The 18,875-nt window shown below is 60.9% G+C and carries 16 protein-coding genes and 1 pseudogene; 8 read left to right on the top strand and 9 right to left on the bottom strand.

Features of this window, described 5'->3' with window-relative positions:
• Positions 1 to 2 precede the first annotated feature (2 nt).
• Together J3P79_RS15960 and J3P79_RS15955 are read right to left on the bottom strand one after the other, a co-directional pair.
• Positions 3 to 1,394, bottom strand: a complete 1,392-nt coding sequence (locus J3P79_RS15960; protein WP_039589505.1) for a GntP family permease — start codon at positions 1,392 to 1,394, stop codon at positions 3 to 5.
• A 303-nt stretch (positions 1,395 to 1,697) separates the two neighbouring features.
• Positions 1,698 to 3,113: a sigma-54 interaction domain-containing protein gene (locus J3P79_RS15955; RefSeq protein ID WP_434604035.1), complete on the bottom strand. Its 1,416-nt coding sequence runs from the start codon at positions 3,111 to 3,113 to the stop codon at positions 1,698 to 1,700.
• A gap of 165 nt (positions 3,114 to 3,278) precedes the next feature.
• Here J3P79_RS15955 and J3P79_RS15950 point away from each other — a divergent pair, with 165 nt between their 5' ends.
• The 3 genes and pseudogenes from J3P79_RS15950 (at position 3,279) to J3P79_RS15940 (ending at position 4,983) form a co-directional block, all read left to right on the top strand.
• Complete coding sequence (locus J3P79_RS15950; protein WP_434611506.1) at positions 3,279 to 3,494, top strand: TIGR02450 family Trp-rich protein; 216 nt, start codon at positions 3,279 to 3,281, stop codon at positions 3,492 to 3,494.
• 124 nt (positions 3,495 to 3,618) lie between these two features.
• Positions 3,619 to 4,380: pseudogene (locus tag J3P79_RS15945) on the top strand (PAS domain-containing protein); the annotation flags it as partial.
• A 12-nt stretch (positions 4,381 to 4,392) separates the two neighbouring features.
• The gene (locus tag J3P79_RS15940; protein ID WP_434611503.1) at positions 4,393 to 4,983 is read left to right on the top strand and encodes a methyl-accepting chemotaxis protein; all 591 of its coding nucleotides are present in this window, start codon (positions 4,393 to 4,395) and stop codon (positions 4,981 to 4,983) included.
• A 5-nt stretch (positions 4,984 to 4,988) separates the two neighbouring features.
• Here the strand turns inward: J3P79_RS15940 and J3P79_RS15935 are convergent, their stop codons facing one another.
• The 6 genes from J3P79_RS15935 to J3P79_RS15910 all read right to left on the bottom strand — a co-directional run bounded on the left by J3P79_RS15935 (position 4,989) and on the right by J3P79_RS15910 (position 11,935).
• The gene (locus J3P79_RS15935) at positions 4,989 to 6,569 is read right to left on the bottom strand and encodes an ABC transporter ATP-binding protein (RefSeq protein WP_434604032.1); all 1,581 of its coding nucleotides are present in this window, start codon (positions 6,567 to 6,569) and stop codon (positions 4,989 to 4,991) included.
• A gap of 39 nt (positions 6,570 to 6,608) precedes the next feature.
• Positions 6,609 to 7,631, bottom strand: a complete 1,023-nt coding sequence (locus J3P79_RS15930) for an ABC transporter permease (RefSeq protein WP_434604029.1) — start codon at positions 7,629 to 7,631, stop codon at positions 6,609 to 6,611.
• On the bottom strand, positions 7,631 to 8,689 hold the full coding sequence (locus J3P79_RS15925) for a microcin C ABC transporter permease YejB (RefSeq protein ID WP_434604026.1): 1,059 nt from the start codon (positions 8,687 to 8,689) through the stop codon (positions 7,631 to 7,633). The genes J3P79_RS15930 and J3P79_RS15925 overlap by 1 nt, the downstream gene beginning before the upstream one ends.
• On the bottom strand, positions 8,689 to 10,557 hold the full coding sequence (locus J3P79_RS15920) for an extracellular solute-binding protein (RefSeq protein WP_434604023.1): 1,869 nt from the start codon (positions 10,555 to 10,557) through the stop codon (positions 8,689 to 8,691). Before J3P79_RS15920 ends, J3P79_RS15925 begins: the two co-directional genes overlap by 1 nt.
• Before the next feature lie 136 nt (positions 10,558 to 10,693).
• Complete coding sequence (locus tag J3P79_RS15915) at positions 10,694 to 10,975, bottom strand: peptidylprolyl isomerase (RefSeq protein WP_264427973.1); 282 nt, start codon at positions 10,973 to 10,975, stop codon at positions 10,694 to 10,696.
• A gap of 75 nt (positions 10,976 to 11,050) precedes the next feature.
• Complete coding sequence (locus tag J3P79_RS15910; RefSeq protein WP_434611500.1) at positions 11,051 to 11,935, bottom strand: esterase/lipase family protein; 885 nt, start codon at positions 11,933 to 11,935, stop codon at positions 11,051 to 11,053.
• A gap of 326 nt (positions 11,936 to 12,261) precedes the next feature.
• On the opposite strand from J3P79_RS15910, the gene J3P79_RS15905 reads away from it, so the two are divergent.
• Positions 12,262 to 13,314: a hypothetical protein gene (locus J3P79_RS15905; protein ID WP_434604019.1), complete on the top strand. Its 1,053-nt coding sequence runs from the start codon at positions 12,262 to 12,264 to the stop codon at positions 13,312 to 13,314.
• A 75-nt stretch (positions 13,315 to 13,389) separates the two neighbouring features.
• On the opposite strand, the gene J3P79_RS15900 is transcribed toward J3P79_RS15905, so the two are convergent.
• Positions 13,390 to 14,460, bottom strand: coding sequence for a 3-deoxy-7-phosphoheptulonate synthase (locus J3P79_RS15900; RefSeq protein ID WP_434604016.1), 1,071 nt, complete (start codon positions 14,458 to 14,460; stop codon positions 13,390 to 13,392).
• A 614-nt stretch (positions 14,461 to 15,074) separates the two neighbouring features.
• Here J3P79_RS15900 and J3P79_RS15895 point away from each other — a divergent pair.
• The 4 genes from J3P79_RS15895 to uvrC all read left to right on the top strand — a co-directional run bounded on the left by J3P79_RS15895 (position 15,075) and on the right by uvrC (position 18,860).
• Entirely contained in the window at positions 15,075 to 15,824 is a 750-nt protein-coding gene (locus J3P79_RS15895; RefSeq protein WP_434604012.1) for a carbon-nitrogen hydrolase family protein, read from the top strand.
• A 10-nt stretch (positions 15,825 to 15,834) separates the two neighbouring features.
• Positions 15,835 to 16,269: a GNAT family N-acetyltransferase gene (locus J3P79_RS15890; protein WP_434604009.1), complete on the top strand. Its 435-nt coding sequence runs from the start codon at positions 15,835 to 15,837 to the stop codon at positions 16,267 to 16,269.
• A 123-nt stretch (positions 16,270 to 16,392) separates the two neighbouring features.
• A complete protein-coding gene (gene gacA, locus J3P79_RS15885; RefSeq protein ID WP_003200277.1) occupies positions 16,393 to 17,034 on the top strand; it encodes a response regulator transcription factor GacA in 642 nt (213 codons plus the stop codon).
• Positions 17,035 to 17,036: 2 nt separating this feature from the next.
• The gene (gene uvrC / locus J3P79_RS15880) at positions 17,037 to 18,860 is read left to right on the top strand and encodes an excinuclease ABC subunit UvrC (protein WP_434604006.1); all 1,824 of its coding nucleotides are present in this window, start codon (positions 17,037 to 17,039) and stop codon (positions 18,858 to 18,860) included.
• Positions 18,861 to 18,875 lie beyond the last annotated feature (15 nt).

Below are 18,875 nucleotides of genomic sequence, written 5' to 3'. Positions count from 1 at the left end.
CCTCACACAATGCCAGTGGCGTAGAACACACCGATCACGAAGAACACCGCGAGGGTCTTGATCAGCGTAATGCAGAAAATGTCTTTGTAGGCTTCGCGGTGGGTCAGGCCGGTCACCGCCAGCAAGGTGATGACCGCGCCGTTGTGGGGCAGGGTGTCCATGCCGCCGCTGGCCATGGCCGCTACCCGATGGAGCACTTCCAGCGGGATATTGGCGGCGTTGGCGGCGCTGATGAAAGTTTGCGACATCGCCGCCAGGGCGATGCTCATGCCGCCCGATGCGGAGCCGGTGATGCCCGCGAGCAGCGTTACGGTCACGGCTTCGTTGACCAGTGGATTGGGGATGTTCTTGAGCCAGTCGGCCAGCACCAGGAAGCCCGGCAGGGAGGCGATCACCGCACCAAAACCGTATTCCGAAGCGGTGTTCATGGCCGCGAGCAACGCACCGCCCACCGCGCTCTTGCTGCCTTCGGCCAGCTTGCTGCGAATGGCCCGGAAGCCGAACAGCAGCACCATGACGATGCCCACCAGCAATGCTGCTTGCACGGCCCAGATCGCGGTGAGCTTGGCGATGTCGCTGGTCACCGGTGCCGCCATGCCCGGCAACGCCAGGCTGTGGGTCTTGCCGTACCACTGGGGGATCCACTGGGTGAACAGCAGGTTCATGACGCCCACGGCCAACAGCGGCGAAACGGCGATCCAGGGGTTGGGCAGCTTGATGTCTTCAGCGGTTTCCGGTTCGTTGCGCAGCTCCGTGCCGTAGCCTTCACCCGTGCGCTGGGCCTTGTTGCGTTGACGCTGCAAGAACAGCATGCCGAAGCAGAACACGAAGATCGTACCGATCACGCCCAGCCACGGCGCCGCCCAGGCGGTGGTGTTGAAGAAAGTGCTGGGGATGATGTTCTGGATCTGCGGCGTGCCGGGCAGGGCGTCCATGGTGAACGAGAACGCACCGAGGGCGATGGTGGCCGGGATCAACCGCTTGGGGATGTTGCTCTGGCGGAACATCTCGGCCGCGAATGGATAGACCGCGAACACCACCACGAACAGCGACACGCCGCCATACGTCAGTACCGCGCAGACCAGTACGATCACCAGCATGGCCTGGCGCGTGCCCAACAGGCGAATCGCCGCCGCGACGATGGAGCGGGAGAAACCCGACAGCTCGATCAGCTTGCCGAACACGGCGCCGAGCAAAAACACCGGGAAGTAGAGTTTGATGAAACCGACCATCTTGTCCATGAACACCCCGGTGAACGCAGGGGCGACGGCGGACGGATCAGTGAGCAGGACCGCGCCGAGGGCGGCAATGGGGGCAAAGAGGATGACGCTGTAGCCACGGTAGGCGGCAACCATCAGCAGCGTGAGGGCTGCCAAGGCAATGATCACACTCATGGTGTGTCTCCTGGATTGTTATTTTTGTGGGTGAAGCGGTGGGAGGGCTATAGCGAGTTTTGTGCCAGATAGGTAACCGGTTGAAAAATAAGGGGATTGTTTTGTTTCTTAGGGCGGATTGGAAAGTTTTGTCTCTGTTTTGAGATTGTTTGTTGAGTCTGCTGGCCTCATCGCGAGCAAGCTCGTTCCCACAGGTGATCTCAGTGTCAGGAAGAAAGCCGATTTCTGTGGGAGCGAGCTTGCTCGCGATAAGCGCGACAGCGCTTCAAAAAAGACATCCCTATTTTGAGATATAGAGTCTCATTATTGAGACTCCGCAATCCCTAACGCCACCATCTTCTTGTACAGCGTCGACCGTCCGAGCCCCAATCGCTCGGCCGCCTCAATTACCCGCCCCCCACACTGCGCGAGGGTGGTTTCGATCAGATGCCGGTCAAATCGGGCCCGGGCCTGGCTGAAGGTTTCCTGGGGCAACGGCTCCAGGTTGGGGCTCGCTGCACGCGTGACTGGCATAAAAGTGCCAATGGCGGCACGCATATCGGCGGCGGTAAGCACCAAATCGTCACTGAGCAACGCGGCCCGTTCCAGCACGTTGCGCAGCTCCCGGATGTTGCCTGGCCAAGCGTGCTGGCCCAGCAAGTCGAGGGCGTCGTGGTTCAGTTCGTGCTGGCTGCGCAGTTCTTCCAGAATCGCCTCGCTCAAGGCCGGCAGGTCGTCCAGCCGTTCGCGCAGCGGCGGGACCTGGATCGGCAAGACGTTGAGGCGGTAGTACAAGTCCGCGCGGAACTCGCCGCGCTGGATTGCCGCCTCGAGGTTGGTGGAGGTCGCGGCGATGACCCGGACATCGCTTTGCAGCACTTCGTTGGAGCCTACAGGTTCGTATTCCTTTTCTTGCAGCACGCGCAGCAGCTTGCTTTGCAACGGCAGTGGCATGTCGCCGATTTCGTCGAGGAACAACGTGCCGCCCTGGGCGATTTGCAGTTTGCCGGCGCGGCCCTTGCGGTCGGCGCCGGTAAAGGCGCCGGGTGCGGTGCCGAAGAACTCGGCTTCCAGCAAGGACTCTGGAATGGCGGCGCTGTTGATGCTGACAAAGGCCTTGTGGGCACGTGGCGAAGCACCATGGATCGCCTGGGCCAGCAGCTCCTTGCCGGTGCCGGTTTCGCCGAGCAGCAACACAGGGGAATCGGTGCTGGCGCTGCGTCGGGCGCGACGCTTGACCTCGAGCCCCGCAGCGCTGGTGCCAATGAAATGAGCAAAGTTGTATTTGGTCTGCCGTGCCCGCAACAGCGAGCGGGTAGAGGCCAGTTCTTCCTGCATGCTCAGGTAGCGCTTGAGCATCGGCGACAGGCTGCGCAGCTCATCGAACAGGGCAAAGCCGATGGCGCCGATCACCGCGCCGGCGCTGTCGTGGATCGGCAGGCGCATCACCACCAGCGGTTCCTTGGGCGTGTCCTGCATGTCCAGCAGGATCGGCCGCCCGGTGCGCACCACTTCACGCAAAAGGCTGCCCGGGATGACACTTTCACAGGCCCGGCCGATGGCCTCTTGCGCCGAATTGAGGCCGAAGCGACGTGCGTAGCGTTCGTTCATCCAGACGATGTTTGCGTCGCGGTCGACGATCACCGTGCCTTCGCTGGATTGCTCGATGATCTCGAACAACGAGCGGATCGCCAGCGTGCGCACGCGCTTGTAATCCTTGAGGCTTTCGGTGGGGTTCATCGGCCATTTCCAGGAAAGGATGGCTTGCAATAGGCAGCCGCTCGTTCGGCTGCATTATGCCGGGGCAAGCAGTCTGATCAACACTCCCTTCTAAAGGTGCGTGGTTAGGTGGGTCATAAACTTGTACAGTTAGATGATTGTGTACATGAAATTGCGAGCAATCCTTTGAACCGATTCAACCCCCGAAAGCTCAAGCTTTCCAAATGGACGGCGTGCGAGCCGGTCAATCGAGAGAAACATTTCCTCGTTATCCAGTTGCTTTGCGATGAACAGGGCGTGCCGGTCCAAGTCGAGCTGCAGGCGGTTCACAGCGCACGCACCGAACTTCTGGAGTGGCAGGCGCTGCGGGACAGCAGGCGCTGGAAAATGGGTTGGAACTGATTCCGACAACCGTGGACAGGTGCATGATCCGTTAATTGTACAAAAACAAAAAACTGTACAAGTTTTGGAAAGTAGTGGCTTAATAGTGTCCAGCCAAGGTCACGACCTTCAGGCAGCCATCGTCATGCAGTCAACGTCTCCGGGAGCGGTACCCATGTTCATTCGCACTCGCAAGCACCAGGACGCTTTGCACCAGATTCAGGCCAGGCAGGCGATCCTTGAAGCAGAGCGTGCGGCACTCTACGGCGCCATGGCAGTCGTCGAGTTCACGGTAACGGGAGAGGTGCTCGGCGCCAGCCCGATTTTCCTCGCGATGACCGGTTATTCCCTCGATGAGGTCGTGGGTAAGCATCACTCGATGTTCTGCGAACCGGCCTATGGGAGCAGTCGGGAACACACCGCGTTGTGGCAGCAGTTGGCACGCGGCGAAAGCGCCGAGGCACAGTTCCTGCACATGCGGCGCGCGGGCGGCGGGGTTTGGGTGGAGGCAAGCTACGCCCCGGTGCGCGACCAGGGCTCAGGCTTTCAGCGCGTTGTCCAGATCGTGCGCAACTGCCATGAGCGCGTGCTTCGCGCCCAGGCCGAATCCAGTGTCATGCAGGCGATAGACCGCTCGATGGCAGTCATCGAGTTTGACCTGAGCGGAACCGTGGTGCGCGCCAATGAGAATTTCCTCAAAGTCATGGGGTATCGACGCGAAGAAGTGCTCGGCCAGCATCACCGCGTGTTTTGCAATCCCAGCGAAGTGCAAGGCGAAGCCTATCGCGGTTTTTGGGCCGCGCTGAACCGTGGCCAATACATGAGCGGGCAGTTCCAGCGCGTCGACAAACGCGGCGCGACGGTCTGGCTGCAAGCGACGTACAACCCGCTCTATGACGCCAATGGCCGCTTGTATGGCGTGGTCAAGTTCGCCACCGACATCACCCGAGAAGTCGAGCAGCGCCAAACAGAATCCAAGGCGGCGCGACTGGCTTTCGAAACGTCCCGCAGAACCGACGAGCACACACAGCTGGGAACCTCGGTCGTCCAGCAGACAGTGACGGTGGTTCAGAGCATTGCCGATGAATTGCAGCAGGTCGCCATGGGCATCGGCGCCTTGAGCGCTCAGTCCGAAGAGATCGGCAGCATCGTCGACGCCATCCGGGGGATCGCAGAGCAAACCAACCTGCTGGCACTCAATGCGGCCATCGAAGCGGCTCGGGCAGGGGAGCAGGGCCGCGGTTTCGCGGTGGTCGCCGATGAGGTGCGCAACCTTGCGCGCCGCACCAGCCAGGCCACCGTGGCCATCTCCGATGTGGTCGGCAAGAACCGCGAGCTGGCAAGGCAGGCAGTGTCCAGCATGCAGTCAAGCACGCTCAAGGCAGAGCAAGGCGTGAAGCTGGCGAACCAGGCAGGCACGGTCATCCTGGATATCCATCGTGGCGCGCAACAGGTGGTCGAGGTGATCGGCGAGTTTGCCCACGCCATGGACCAGCGCGGCGACGCCTGATCGCGTCACGCCGACCCTGGATGCGCCGCTGCCAGCAGCTCCTTGGTGTAGGGATGCTGTGGCGCCTCGAAGACCTCATGGCTGGGGCCTTGCTCGACCACCTTGCCATCCTTGATCACGATCATGTCGTGGGCCAGGGCGCGCACCACTGCCAGGTCGTGACTGATGAACAGGTACGTCAAACCGTACTTTTCCTGAAGCTGGCGGAGCAGGGTGACCACTTGTTTTTGCACGGTGCGGTCCAGGGCCGACGTCGGTTCGTCCAGCAGGATCAGGGCCGGCTTGAGCACCAATGCCCGGGCAATGGCGATGCGCTGGCGCTGGCCGCCGGAAAACTCATGGGGGTAGCGGTGGCGGCTCTGCGGGTCGAGGCCGACTTCCTTGAGGGCCTGGATCACCTGCGCCTCACACGCCTCGGCGCTGGAAGGACTGTGGACTTCGAGGCCTTCGCTGATGATCTGCTGCACCGACATGCGCGGGCTGAGGCTGCCGAACGGGTCCTGGAATACGATCTGCATCTGCTTGCGCCATGGTCGCAGCGCCTTGTGCGACAGGTGATCCAACGCCTGGCCCTGGAAACGGATGCTGCCTTCGGATTCGATCAGTCGCACGATCGCCTGGCCGAGCGTGGATTTGCCGGAGCCGGACTCGCCGACGATGCCCAGGGTCTTGCCGCGCTGGATGCTCAGGCTGATGCCGTCCACGGCCCGCAGATATTCTTTGCGCCGGAACAATCCGCCGCCGAGCGGGAAGCTGACCCGCAGATCCTCGACCTGCAGGACTTCTTCGCGTTCATCCCGGGGCAGGGCTTCGCCTTCCGGTTCGGCGTGCAGCAGCTCGCAGCTATAGGGATGTTTCGGTGCGCTGAAAAGAGTCTCGCAAGGTGCCTGTTCGACGATCTCCCCGGCCTTCATCACGCACACCCGTTGGGCGATGCTGCGCACCAGGTTGAGGTCGTGGCTGATCAACAGCAAGGACATGCCAAGGCGCTGCTGCAGCGACTTGAGCAGCAGCAGGATCTTGCGCTGCACCGTCACGTCCAGGGCGGTGGTCGGTTCGTCGGCGATCAACAGTTCCGGCTCGCAAGCCAGGGCCATGGCGATCATGACGCGCTGGCGCTGGCCGCCGGAGAGCTGATGCGGATAGGCCTTGAGTCGTTCGGCGGGTTTCTGGATGCCGACCAGGGCGAGCAATTCCAGGATGCGCGCTCGTGCGGCCTTGCCACCCAGGCCGCGATGCAGCATCAGGGTTTCGCCGATCTGCTTTTCAACGCTGTGCAACGGATTCAGGGAAGTCATCGGTTCCTGGAAGATCATGGCGATCCGGTTGCCGCGCAGCTCCCGTAGCGTCTTGGCCTCGGCACCCACCAGTTCTTCACCGCGATAGCGAATGCTGCCGGTTGTGCGCGTGCCGGTTTCCGGCAACAGTTGCAGGATCGAATGGGCTGTCACTGACTTGCCGGAACCCGACTCGCCCACCAGCGCCAGGCATTCGCCAGGGCGAATGTCCAGGCACAGGTTGCGCACCACCGCCTGGTCGTCAAAGGCCACGCTCAGGTCACGAATTTCGATCAGGTTGTCGCTCATCTCAGGGTTTCGCTCATGATCGTGGGTCAAGACCGAGGGTCAAGACCGAGGGTCGAATGCGTCTCGCAACGCCTCACCGATAAACACCAATAAAGAAAGAATCAGCGCCAACGTGAAAAACGCCGTCAGCCCCAACCACGGCGCTTGCAGGTTCTGCTTGCCCTGGGCGATCAGCTCACCCAGGGAGGCGCTGCCCGCCGGCATGCCGAATCCCAGGAAATCCAGGGCTGTCAGGGTGGAAATCGCGCCAGTGAGAATGAACGGCAGGTAGCTCAAGGTGGCATTCATGGCGTTAGGCAGGATATGCCGCACGATTACCTTGCGGTCGGACAGGCCCAAGGCCCTGGCGGCCTTGACGTATTCGAGGTTGCGCCCGCGCAGGAACTCGGCGCGTACCACGTCCACCAGGGCCAGCCAGGAAAACAGCGCCATGATCCCCAGCAGCCACCAGAAGTTGGGCTCGACGAAACCCGACAGGATGATTAGCAGGTAGAGCACCGGCAGCCCGGACCAGACTTCCAGCAGGCGTTGCCCCAGCAGGTCCACCCAGCCGCCGTAGTAACCCTGCAAGGCTCCGGCGGCAATGCCAATCACGGCGCTGATCGCGGTCAGCGCCAGGGCGAACAGGATCGACACCCGCGCACCGAAGATGACCCGCGCCATGACGTCCCGGGCCTGGTCGTCGGTGCCCAGCCAATTGACGCTCGATGGCGGGCTTGGGGCCGGTTGATTGAGGTCATAGTTGGGCGTGTCGGCGCTGAACGGAATGGGCGGGAACAGCAGCCAGCCGTTGCCCTTGTGGATCAGGTCCTGCACATAGTTGCTGCGGTAATCGGCCTGGAACGGCAACTGGCCGCCGAATTCCTGTTCGGTGTAGCGCTTGAACACCGGGAAATACAGCGAGCCCTCGTAGCTCATCACCAGCGGCTTGTCATTGGCGATCAGTTCACCGCCGAGCGACAGGACGAAAAGCCCGATGAATAGCCACAGCGACCACCAGCCACGACGGTTTTTCTTGAAGCGCTCGAAACGCCGCCGCCCCAAGGGCGATAACTTGAACATCAGGCGTTCCTCGCGGCGAAGTCGATGCGCGGGTCCACCAGGGTGTAGCAGAGGTCGCCGATGAGTTTGATCAGCAGGCCGAACAGCGTGAAGATGAACAGCGAGCCGAACACTACCGGATAGTCCCGGGACACGGCGGCTTCATAGCTCATGCGCCCCAAGCCGTCGAGGGAGAAGATCACCTCGATCAGCAACGAGCCGGCGAAGAACACGCTGATGAACGCCTGGGGAATGCCCGACACCACCAGCAGCATTGCATTGCGGAACACGTGTCCATACAACACGCGGCGTTCGCTCATGCCCTTGGCCCGCGCCGTGACCACGTATTGCCGGGTGATCTCGTTGAGGAACGAGTTCTTGGTCAGGATCGTCAGGGTGGCAAAGCCGCCAATCACCAGCGACGTGACCGGCAGTACCAGGTGCCAGAAGTAGTCGGCGATCTTACCCAGCGTCGACAGGGATTCGAAGTTGTCCGAGACCAGCCCGCGCACCGGAAACCAGTTGAGCGAGGTGCCGCCAGCGAATATCACGATCAGGAACATCGCGAACAGGAACGCCGGCATGGCGTAGCCGATGATGATCGCGGTGCTGCTCCAGACGTCGAATGCCGAACCGTGGCGCACCGCCTTGCGAATGCCCAGGGGAATCGAGACCAGGTAGGTGATCAGCGTTGCCCAGAGCCCGAGGGAAATGGTCACCGGCATTTTTTCCAGGATCAGGTCAGTCACCGTGGCGCCGCGAAAGAAACTCTTGCCGAAATCCAGGCGGGCGTAACTGGTGAGCATTAGCCACAAGCGCTCATGGGCTGGCTTGTCGAAGCCGTACTGTTTCTCGATGTCCTTGATCAGTTGCGGGTCCAGGCCCCGGCTGGCGCGGGAACTGCCGGTCATGGCATTGCCCGAGCTGCCGACGCCGGCGCTGCCGATGCCCTGCAACTGGGCGATCGCCTGTTCCACCGGACCGCCCGGCGCCGCCTGGACGATGACGAAGTTCACCAGCAGGATGATCACCAGGGTGGGAATGATCAGCAAAAGGCGCCGCGCAACGTAAGCCCACATCAACGATGCCCTCCCGGCGAGCCACGCTTGATGCGTTCGGCGGTCATCTGTTCATTGGTCAGCGGCGTGGTGCTGACTTCCCACCAGCTCTCGATGGCTTCGTCATTGCTCGCCTGGACTTTCGGCATGCCGAAGCGGTTCCACCAGACGGTCGAACTGCCTGGCGGGTAGTAGTTGGGAATCCAGTAGTAGTTCCACTGCAGCACCCGGTCCAGCGCATGGGCATGGCGGAGCATGTCGTCCTGGGTGGTGGCTTTGACCAGGCCATCGATAAGTGCGTCCACGGCAGGATTCTGCAAGGCCATGTAGTTGTTCGCCCCCGGGTCGTTGGCCGCCGCCGAGCCGAAATAGTTGTAGAGCTCCATGCCGGGCGAGGTGCTGACCGGATAGCCGGTAATGATCATGTCGTAGTCGCGACTCATGAGCCGATTGACGTACTGGGACGAGTCGATGCGCCGAATGCTCATGTCGATGCCGATTTGTGCCAGGGTGCGCTTGTAGGGCAACAGCAGACGGTCGATACCGTTCTGGGTATTGAGGAACGTGAAGCTCAGCGGCTCGCCTTCGGCATTCACCAACCGGTCGCCGTGAGGCTTCCAGCCGGCCTGTTCCAGTAACGCCAGCGCTTGAAGTTGTTTGTCACGGATCACGCCGCTGCCGTCGGTTTTCGGTGCCTGGAATACCTGGCTGAACACCTCGTCCGGCACTTTGCCGCGCAGCGGTTCGAGGATCGCCAGTTCCCCCGCATCGGGCAACTGCCGGGCGGCGAGGTCAGTGTTGGAGAAAAAGCTTTGCTGGCGCACGTAGGCGTTGCGCATCATCTGGCGATTGCTCCATTCGAAATCCCAGAGCATGGCCAGCGCCTGCCGAACGCGGCGGTCCTGGAATTGTGGCCGTTGCAGGTTGAACACGAAGCCCTGTGCCGGCTGGGGCGCCTCGGTGGCGAGGTGGGCTTTTTGCAGGCGACCGTCGCGCAGGGCCGGGCTGTCGTAACCAATGGCAAAACCCGTGGCGGAAAACTCGCGGTTGTAGTCGTACGCGCCGCCGCGCAGGACCTGGCGGGCCACGTCGGTGTCGCCGAAGTACTCAATGCTGAAATGGTCGAAATTATAGAGGCCGCGGCTGACCGGCAGGTCCTTGCCCCACCAGTCGGCGTTGCGCTCGAAGGTGATGCTGCGGCCCGAATCGACCTTGCTCACCCGGTACGGGCCACTGCCCAGGGGCGGCTCGTAGCCGCCACCGTCGGCGAAGTCGCGGGTCTTCCACCAATGCTCGGGAAAAACCGGCAGGGTGGCGACGTCCAGGGGCAGGGTGCGGTTTTCGTTGTTCTTGAAGTCGAAACGAACGGTGCGTTCCGATTCCACCACGACGTCTTTGACGGCAGCGAATTGCGCGCGATAGCGCAGGCTGCCTTGGGTCATCAGCAGGTCGAAGCTGTAGCGCACGTCTTGCGCGGTGATGGGCTTGCCATCGGCAAAACGCGCCTTGGGATTGAGGTAGAAGCGCAGGGAAAGGCCATCCTCGGCGCGCTCCATCTTTTCGGCGACGAGGCCATAGACGGTATAGGGTTCGTCCAGGGAGCGCTGGGCCAGCGGAGAATAAAGCATGCCGTCGATCTGGCTGACGCCGATGCCTTTGTCGATGTAGGGCAGCACATGGTCAAAATGGCCGATCTCCACGGCCGAACGGCGCATCGTCCCGCCTTTTGGAGCTTGGGGATTGGCGTAGGCAAAGTGGGCGAAGCCTTCGGCGTACTTGGCCGGTTCGCCATAAACGGTCAGGGCATGTTGTGGTGCGGCATCCACGCCTGCGGCGCCAGTCAGCAGGACCACGGCAGTGAACAACCAGGAGGGAAAAGCCAGTCGCATTGTCAGCCTTAGAGCCGGGTGATCGATGACTGCGATTTGTACGCGAGTCACGTTTGAATCGCCAGCCTTGAGGCGAAGGGAGGGCCCCTCGCCACAATGATTCAGACAGCCATCAAGTAAACAGCCTGGGCCGGGATCAGTCCTGGCGGCTGGTCACTTCCAACAAGTGATAGCCAAACTGGGTCTTGACCGGGCCCTGGACCACATTGATCGGGGCGCTGAACACCACGGTGTCGAATTCCTTGACCATCTGGCCTGGGCCGAACGAGCCGAGGTCGCCGCCCTGACGGCTGGACGGGCATGAAGAGTTCGCCTTGGCGACTTCTGCGAAATCGGCGCCGCCTTCAATCTGGGCCTTGAGTTCGTTGCACTTTTCTTCGCTGGAAACCAGGATGTGGCGGGCAGTGGCTTTGGCCATGGGGGTCTTTCCTTTCAGTGTCGTAAAAAACGCCCAGCCTACCGGAATCATTCCGGGTTTGTTGCCAAAATTGCGTCACAGTCCGACGAGCCGCAAGCGTTCTGCGTGCCTGACATAGAGTTCTGTCGCATCGCTCCCCTTGCGCAAGGCTTCTCCTGTGCGCGGGTTGATGGTGTCCAGGTGACTCATTGGATAGTCGGAACGGATCACTTTGCCCAGATGTGAGCTGAAGCGCCCGACGATGCCATCGTTCTGCCCGGCCTCGGTGGTGAAGTATTTGGAAAAAGCCTGGCAGAAATCATGCAACGGATCCGCCATGTGATCGCCAATCTGGCTCGGGGTATCCTGCACCGTGCCGCTCCAAGAGTAATAACGAACGCCATTGACCAGTTGTGGCCCATGGCCTCCCCAGTTTTGGGGGAGGCCTTGTGGATACTTGTCATTGAAGGCGCCTACGCCTTCGGTGGTCAGCGCCGCCAGCGCTGCAATGGCATTTTGCGGCAGCTGTGCCTGGCCGCTGAGCAGCGTGATGAAATCGGCAAAAAGTGTGGCGACTCGATTCGCCACGTGCTCCGGCAAGCGGCCCGGGGTCAGGGCCTTGCGCAGGAAGTCCGCGAGTTCCGACCCCTGGTTGGGACCGCTGACCGAAGTGACCGAAGCGACAGCGTCGGGCGCCAGTGCGGCGGCATAACGGGCGGCCAACACACCTTGCCCGTGGCCGATGAGGTTGACCTTGGCGGCTCCGGTTCCCTCAAGAACCCGTTCCATCTGGGCTAGCAACTGTTCGCCGCGCGCTTCGTTGGAGTGTGTGGCCGATACATACGGGATAAACACTCGGGCACCTGCGGTGCGCAATGCCTGTTTGACGTGATGGAAAAGTTCGAGCGGGCCGACCCTGTCGAACCCGAACAAACCATGTACCAAAAGGATGGGAAAACGGGTGGTTGCATTCCGTTGCATGTTCGTACCTTTTTCGAAGAGGTTCATGTGATGTTTGCGGCACCACTTTAATCCAGGCCGGTAATGAGCGGTGTAGGACGAAACCGCAGGTGGCTGCGGAAATAGGAATAAAAAGCGCGAGAAATGTCCCTCGGGCGTCAGACGGTTTTTTCGGTTTAGGACTCTTCCGATAGCCAAATGCCCATGAAACTCACACCGGCAGGCGCAAGGGACCACTCTCCGTGTCGTGTTGTCTGGCTGTATGACTGGGGCGTCGGCGTTCTAATGGTTTCGTCTGGCACCGTTACGGGAAACGGTGCCTTTTCCCAAAGGATTGGAGCCTGGAAATGACCGTTAAATCATCTGTTGGCAGAAGCCGGCTTTCATTACGAAAACTAGCGCCCCCTTCGCTGGCCAGGGCCCGCGAGGGCGTCATTGATCCGGCCTGGAGCAGGGCTGTCGTCTCCATCAAGCCGTACCCGATGATGACGTGCGGAGATGAGCTGCGGCTTTATTGGCACGGACTCAATAATGAGGGCAATCATTACCGCCACGAAATACGCCGGTTCGTCACGCAGCGTCAGGTCGGCCGCAGCATGGTCTTTGTCGTGCGTGAGCCTCATATCGCTGAGCTTGATGGTGGCTCGCTGGAAATCTCGTACCAAGTGACCAGTAAGCAGTTGCCAGCCGTGTTGGTCTCCCAACCGCTTCAATTGCAGATCGGCGATAGCGCGCCGCTCCTATTGCCGCTCATTGCCAATGACGCGGTGGGCGGCAGTCTTGATCCGGGACGGGTGGCCGAAGGCACGACGGTAACTGTGCGGCCTTATTCGAACATGGCGGCCGGCGATCGATTGATCCTCCTCGCCACTTTGGATTCCAAGCCGTTGTGGCGCGACGTACTGGATATCGAGGCTCACGCGGTCGGTAACAGATTGTCACTCTGGATCGATCATGCGGACATCGCACCCTATTCGGGGCATTCGTTGACCTTGAGCTATGTCGTCAGGCGAGGGCATTCAGTGCGTCGGGCCGAGCCGTTATCCGTCTGGCTAGGTCCTTTGGTGCGTCCTGCGCTGGAAGCGCCGAGGATACTGGAGCTGATAGACGACTGGCTGGATGTCGAGGGGCTGCAGGAGGCCGTGACCGTAGTTATCGATGGGGTTGGGCTGGAAGCGGGCGAGTTGGTCTGGTTGCAATGCAACGGCAGCTACCCGTACGTCCTGGAACGTGAAATCACTGAAGCCACGGCCGGCCAGCCGGTCGTCTTCACGGTACCCGCTGCCTATTGGCAAGCACAGCGAGAACAATCGGTGGACGTTTTCTATCAGGTCGAGCGGCTGGATGATGTGAGCCAGCGCTCGGCGGAGGTTACCGTTCAGGTTACGCCCGGGGCGTAACGCAAGCCCAAACGACTAACCTTGTGGCGAGGCAAGCTTGCTCCCGCGCCACAGGCCAAAAAATCGTCCAGCCGTTCAGGCTCCCAATCGCAACCTGCGGTGAGCCTGACGCAGCAACTGCTCGGTAGACGCCCAGCCAAGGCATCCATCGGTGACCGATACACCGTAGCGCATCGTCGCGCCCAACGGCTGGCAGCCCTCGAACAGGTGGCTTTCGAGCATCATGCCGACGAGGGCACGGTTGCCTTGCACTCGCTGTTCCAGCACGTCTTCGAATACCTGGGGCTGGCGCAACGGGTCCTTGCCGCTGTTGGCGTGGCTGCAATCGACCAGGATGCGGGCCGGGATCTTCAGGCGGGCGAGGTCACTGTGGATCTGCGCCACGCTTTGGCGATCATAATTCGGTCCGCGATGACCACCGCGCAATACCAGGTGCGTATCGGGGTTGCCCGGGGTCTGGATGACCGCCGGACGCCCTTGGCTGTCGATGCCGAAATGGCGATGAGGGTGCGCCGCCGAGCGCATGGCGTCGCAGGCGATGCCGACCCCACCATCGGTGCCGTTCTTGAAGCCGACTGGCATGCTCAGTCCGCTGGCCATTTCCCGGTGAATCTGTGATTCGGTGGTACGAGCACCAATGGCGACCCAACTGAGCAGGTCATCGAAGTAACCAGCGGCCATGGGCTGCAACAGTTCGGTGGCCACGGGCAGGCCGAGTCGCAGCATCTCACGCATCAACTCCCGCGACAGCTCGAGGCCGGCGGCCATGTCATCGCTGCCGTCGAGATGGGGATCGTAGGCCAGGCCCTTCCAGCCCACGGTGGTGCGGGGCTTTTCCACGTAGGCGCGCATCACCAGCAGCATGCTGTCGCTCACGTCCCGGGCAAGGCGAGCCAGGTTGGCGGCGTATTCGAGAGCGGACTTTGGATCGTGGATCGAGCAAGGGCCGACGATGACCAGCAGGCGGGAGTCCTTGCCATCAAGGATCGCGCGGATGGCTTGGCGATGGGTGTTGACCTGTTGGCTCAATGCACTGTCAAGCGGCAATCGTTGCTTGAGCTGCAATGCACTCGGCAAGCGCAGGGCCAGGGCTTCATTGGCAGGGTTGAGCGTGGACAGCGGCAAAGCGGAGACGGACGAATTCATGATCTGGCTTCCTGGGCGGGCAGCGGGTTCATTCCCGCGCGCCGGCCCTATTTGGGTGTTCGACAATTGGCCGTAATGGCCCGCAGCGTAGGCATGCCACCGGTAGGTGACCGATCGGAGGCGGCAGGCTGTCCCGAGCGGTGGCTGGTAAATCGCCAGGCGGAAAAACTGTCGTAACGGTAATAAGTGGCGTAGTTCATGGCTCAATCCTCAAGTTGTTTGATGTTGCAAATGTCTGGGGCCTGAAAAAACAAAACCCCCGGTCGGGAGGCCGACCGGGGGTTTGGAAAACTCTGGAAGGCGACCCGTTTGAAATGGGCGCCGGTTGGGTATCAGGCGCGCCAGTGGCTAAACCAATACCCAAAATAAAAGCTGACCGGAGTCTGTACGCTGTTCGCCCAGGCGCCCGCAACCGAGCGCGGGGCGCTGATAGGTTGAAGCGGTGAGAGGGCGTTGAACATGGTCTGTCTCCGGTGAATGGTCCGAGCTTACTAGAGCGCGACGCAGCCGTTCAATAAGAAAATGCTATCGGGCATTTAAAAACAGTCGCCTCGCTTGAGTCCGATGGGCTTTATGACAAACTTCCGAGTTGTGCTGACTCTTTTGGAAGATCCATGAACGCTTCAGTCTTTGCCGCCGCACAAGCCATTTCCGTCGCCGGAGATGTTCACGCCAATGTCATGGCGCATCTGCGTTTCATGCAGGCCGCCGCCGAGCAAGACGTGAAGCTGTTGGTTTTCCCTGAGTTGTCGCTTACTGGCTATGAGCTGGGCCTGGCGGCAAAACTCGCGATCCTCCCCAATGACAGCCTCTTGCAGCCGCTGCGCGACTTGGCGCGAGAGCTGTGCTTGACGACCGTCGTCGGCATGCCGATCCGCCTGTCGACAAGCGAGCCAGTACTGATCGGCGCGCTGATCTTCGGTGCCGATGGCTCCCTCGGGGTCTATAGCAAGCAACACTTGCATACGGGAGAAGAGGTCGTTTTTGCGCCCGGCCATGGCGGCCCAATGTTGGAAATGGATCTGGACCAGGTCGCCTTGGCGGTCTGCGCCGACTTCACCCACGCCAGTCATGCCGCCTCGGCCGCGGGGCAGGGCGCCACGGTGTACGCGGCGGGCGTATTGATCAGCAAGGGCGGGTACGAGCCGGACACCACTCTGCTGCAAAGCTATGCCCGGCAACATGCCATGGCCGTGTTGATGGCCAATCATGGTGGTGCTACCGGAGGGTGGGAGTCGGCGGGTCGCAGCGCAATCTGGGGTCCGGATGGTTCGCTGCTGGCTGCGGCTCAAGGCGTGGGGGAGGCATTGGTCATTGCTCGACGCGGCGACAGCGGGTGGGCGGGTCAGGCCATGGCGCTGTGACGAGGTTTCGATGAGTCTTGAATGGCGCCCGGCTGAAGCCCGTGACATTGAGTTTGCACGTCAACTGACTTGCAACAATATGCTTCCCTATTACCTGCGCCATGATCTGCTGTGGCAGGACGAGGCGTTCGATCTGGCGTGGGTCATCCGCCAGAACTGGATAATCTGCCGCCATGAACAAACGCTGGGTTTTGTCAGTCTCAGTCGTGATGCGCGCGCTTTGTATATTCGAGAGTTGCAGATCGACAAGGCGTTTCGTCGACAGGGCGCCGGAACCTGGGCGATAGGACAGGTCTGGGCAATGGTGGCAATTGAGCATCGCCCGGCGTTGCGGCTTACCGTTTTCAAAGACAATCCGGCCCGGGAACTCTACGAGCGCATGGGGCTGCGGGTGGTCGGGGAAGATGAGTGTTTCTTTAGGATGCAGCGAGACGCCCATGCTTGAGGCTTCGAATATTGAGTTCGAAGATTTGTTGTAACTTTTATCTGCCCGTTTGCGCTAGGTCTGCCGAGTGCTTTTTGCTAAGGTGTTGGCAACCCATACAAGACCAAATCGTGAGGTGTCTGCTTGATTAGGGTGTTAGTGGTCGACGACCATGATCTCGTCCGTACGGGCATTACACGAATGCTGGCTGACATTGATGGCCTGCAAGTAGTTGGCCAAGCCGAATCCGGGGAGGAATCCCTGATCAAGGCGCGTGAATTGAAACCCGACGTGGTGCTCATGGATGTCAAGATGCCAGGCATCGGCGGCCTTGAAGCCACGCGTAAGCTGCTGCGCAGTCATCCGGACATCAAGGTCGTCGCGGTGACTGTCTGTGAGGAAGATCCGTTTCCCACCCGTTTGTTGCAGGCGGGCGCGGCGGGCTATCTCACCAAGGGCGCCGGCTTGAACGAGATGGTCCAGGCTATCCGCCTGGTATTTGCCGGTCAGCGCTATATCAGCCCGCAAATCGCCCAGCAATTGGCAATCAAGTCCTTCCAGCCGACCAATGATTCGCCCTTCGATGCGCTGTCCGAGCGAGAAATCCAGATTGCGCTGATGATCGTCGGCTGCCAGAAGGTCCAGATCATTTCCGACAAGCTGTGCCTGTCGCCCAAGACCGTCAATACCTACCGTTACCGTATCTTCGAAAAGCTTTCGATCAGCAGTGACGTCGAGTTGACGCTGCTGGCGGTGCGTCATGGCATGGTCGATGCCAGCGCCTGATAATGACTGAACAGTTTGATCCAAGTGCCTTCCTGTCCACCTGCAGCGGCCGTCCCGGCGTGTACCGCATGTTCGACAGCGATGCGCGCCTGCTTTATGTCGGCAAGGCCAAGAACCTCAAGAAGCGCCTGGCCAGCTACTTCCGCAAGACGGGCCTCGCACCAAAAACCGCCGCATTGGTGGGGCGCATCGCGCAAATCGAAACCACCATCACCGCCAACGAAACCGAGGCGCTGCTGCTCGAGCAGACGCTGATCAAGGAATGGCGTCCGCCGTATAACATTCTGTTGCGGGACGACAAATCTTACCCGTACGTGTTCCTGTCCGACGGGGCGTTTCCACGCCTGAGCATTCATCGTGGGGCCAAGAAGGCCAAGGGCCGGTATTTCGGCCCATACCCCAGCGCTGGGGCGATCCGTGAAAGCCTGAGTCTGCTTCAGAAAACTTTCTTCGTTCGCCAATGCGAAGACAGCTATTACAAGAATCGGACCCGGCCCTGCCTGCAACACCAGATAAAACGCTGCAAGGCGCCGTGTGTCGGGCTGGTCGAGCCCGAGGTGTATGCCGAGGACGTGCGTCACTCGGTCATGTTCCTGGAAGGGCGCAGCAATGCGCTGACCGATGAGCTGTCGGCCGCCATGGAAGAGGCTTCGATCAACCTTGAATTCGAACGTGCTGCGGAGTTGCGCGACCAGATCGGATTGCTGCGTCGCGTACAGGACCAGCAAAGCATGGAAGGCGGCAGCGGCGACGTCGATGTCGTCGCCGCGTTCGTCAACCCGGGCGGCGCCTGCGTCCATCTCATCAGCGTGCGGGGAGGCCGGGTACTGGGCAGCAAGAATTTCTTCCCTCAGGTCGGCATCGAGGAAGACGTGGCGGAAGTCATGGCCGCTTTCCTGGGCCAGTACTACATCAGCAGCCCGGAACGCGACTTGCCCAGCGAGCTGATCGTCAACGTGGTTCACGAAGACTTTCCGGCCCTGATCGAGGCCATCGACAAGCTTCGCGGTCGAGAACTGACCATCAGCCACCGAGTGCGTGGAACGCGCGCGCGCTGGCAGCAATTGGCCGTGACCAACGCCGAACAGGCCCTTGGCGCGCGCCTGGCCAACCGTCAGCACGTCGCGGCACGGTTCGATGCCCTGGCCGAAGTGCTGAATCTGGATGAACCGCCGCAGCGACTCGAGTGCTACGACATCAGCCACTCCAGCGGCGAGGCGACCGTCGCTTCCTGCGTGGTGTTCGGCCCGGAAGGCCCGATCAAGTCCGATTACCGGCGCTATAACATTGAAGGCGTTACCCCGGGCGATGACTATGCCGCCATGCACCAGGCATTGATGCGGCGCTTCGGCAAGATCAAGGACGGCGAGGGCAAGTTGCCGGACATCCTGTTGGTGGACGGTGGCAAAGGCCAGTTGTCCATGGCCCGCGACGTGCTCAACGAGCTGGCGGTCCCGGACCTGATCTTGCTCGGCGTGGCCAAGGGCGCGACGCGCAAGGCCGGTTTCGAAACCTTGTACCTGAACGACGCTGCCCACGAATTCACCCTCAAGGGCGATTCGCCGGCACTGCACCTGATCCAGCAGATCCGCGACGAAGCACACCGCTTCGCCATCACGGGGCACCGCGCCCGCCGTGGCAAGACCCGCCGTACCTCCACGCTGGAAGGCGTGGCAGGGGTCGGTCCGACGCGCCGACGCGACTTGTTGAAACATTTTGGTGGATTGCAGGAACTGTCTCGTGCCAGCATCGAGGAAATAGCCAAAGCACCCGGTATCAGTAAAAAGCTCGCAGAGTCGATTTATGCGAACCTGCATAGCGAGTAGAATGCCCGTCAACCT

Source organism: Pseudomonas sp. R1-7 (assembly GCF_051132105.1).
Taxonomy (GTDB): Bacteria; Pseudomonadota; Gammaproteobacteria; order Pseudomonadales; family Pseudomonadaceae; genus Aquipseudomonas.
This window is presented reverse-complemented; position numbering and strand designations above follow the sequence as displayed.

Coding starts and splice junctions, on each gene's coding strand:
- J3P79_RS15960 (WP_039589505.1), bottom strand. CDS start 1,394: ATGAGTGTGATCATTGCCTTGGCAGCCCTCACGCTGCTGATGGTTGCC.
- J3P79_RS15955 (WP_434604035.1), bottom strand. CDS start 3,113: ATGAACCCCACCGAAAGCCTCAAGGATTACAAGCGCGTGCGCACGCTG.
- J3P79_RS15935 (WP_434604032.1), bottom strand. CDS start 6,569: ATGAGCGACAACCTGATCGAAATTCGTGACCTGAGCGTGGCCTTTGAC.
- J3P79_RS15930 (WP_434604029.1), bottom strand. CDS start 7,631: ATGTTCAAGTTATCGCCCTTGGGGCGGCGGCGTTTCGAGCGCTTCAAG.
- J3P79_RS15925 (WP_434604026.1), bottom strand. CDS start 8,689: ATGTGGGCTTACGTTGCGCGGCGCCTTTTGCTGATCATTCCCACCCTG.
- J3P79_RS15920 (WP_434604023.1), bottom strand. CDS start 10,557: ATGCGACTGGCTTTTCCCTCCTGGTTGTTCACTGCCGTGGTCCTGCTG.
- J3P79_RS15915 (WP_264427973.1), bottom strand. CDS start 10,975: ATGGCCAAAGCCACTGCCCGCCACATCCTGGTTTCCAGCGAAGAAAAG.
- J3P79_RS15910 (WP_434611500.1), bottom strand. CDS start 11,935: ATGCAACGGAATGCAACCACCCGTTTTCCCATCCTTTTGGTACATGGT.
- J3P79_RS15905 (WP_434604019.1), top strand. CDS start 12,262: ATGACCGTTAAATCATCTGTTGGCAGAAGCCGGCTTTCATTACGAAAA.
- J3P79_RS15900 (WP_434604016.1), bottom strand. CDS start 14,460: ATGAATTCGTCCGTCTCCGCTTTGCCGCTGTCCACGCTCAACCCTGCC.
- J3P79_RS15895 (WP_434604012.1), top strand. CDS start 15,075: ATGAACGCTTCAGTCTTTGCCGCCGCACAAGCCATTTCCGTCGCCGGA.
- J3P79_RS15890 (WP_434604009.1), top strand. CDS start 15,835: ATGAGTCTTGAATGGCGCCCGGCTGAAGCCCGTGACATTGAGTTTGCA.
- uvrC (WP_434604006.1), top strand. CDS start 17,037: ATGACTGAACAGTTTGATCCAAGTGCCTTCCTGTCCACCTGCAGCGGC.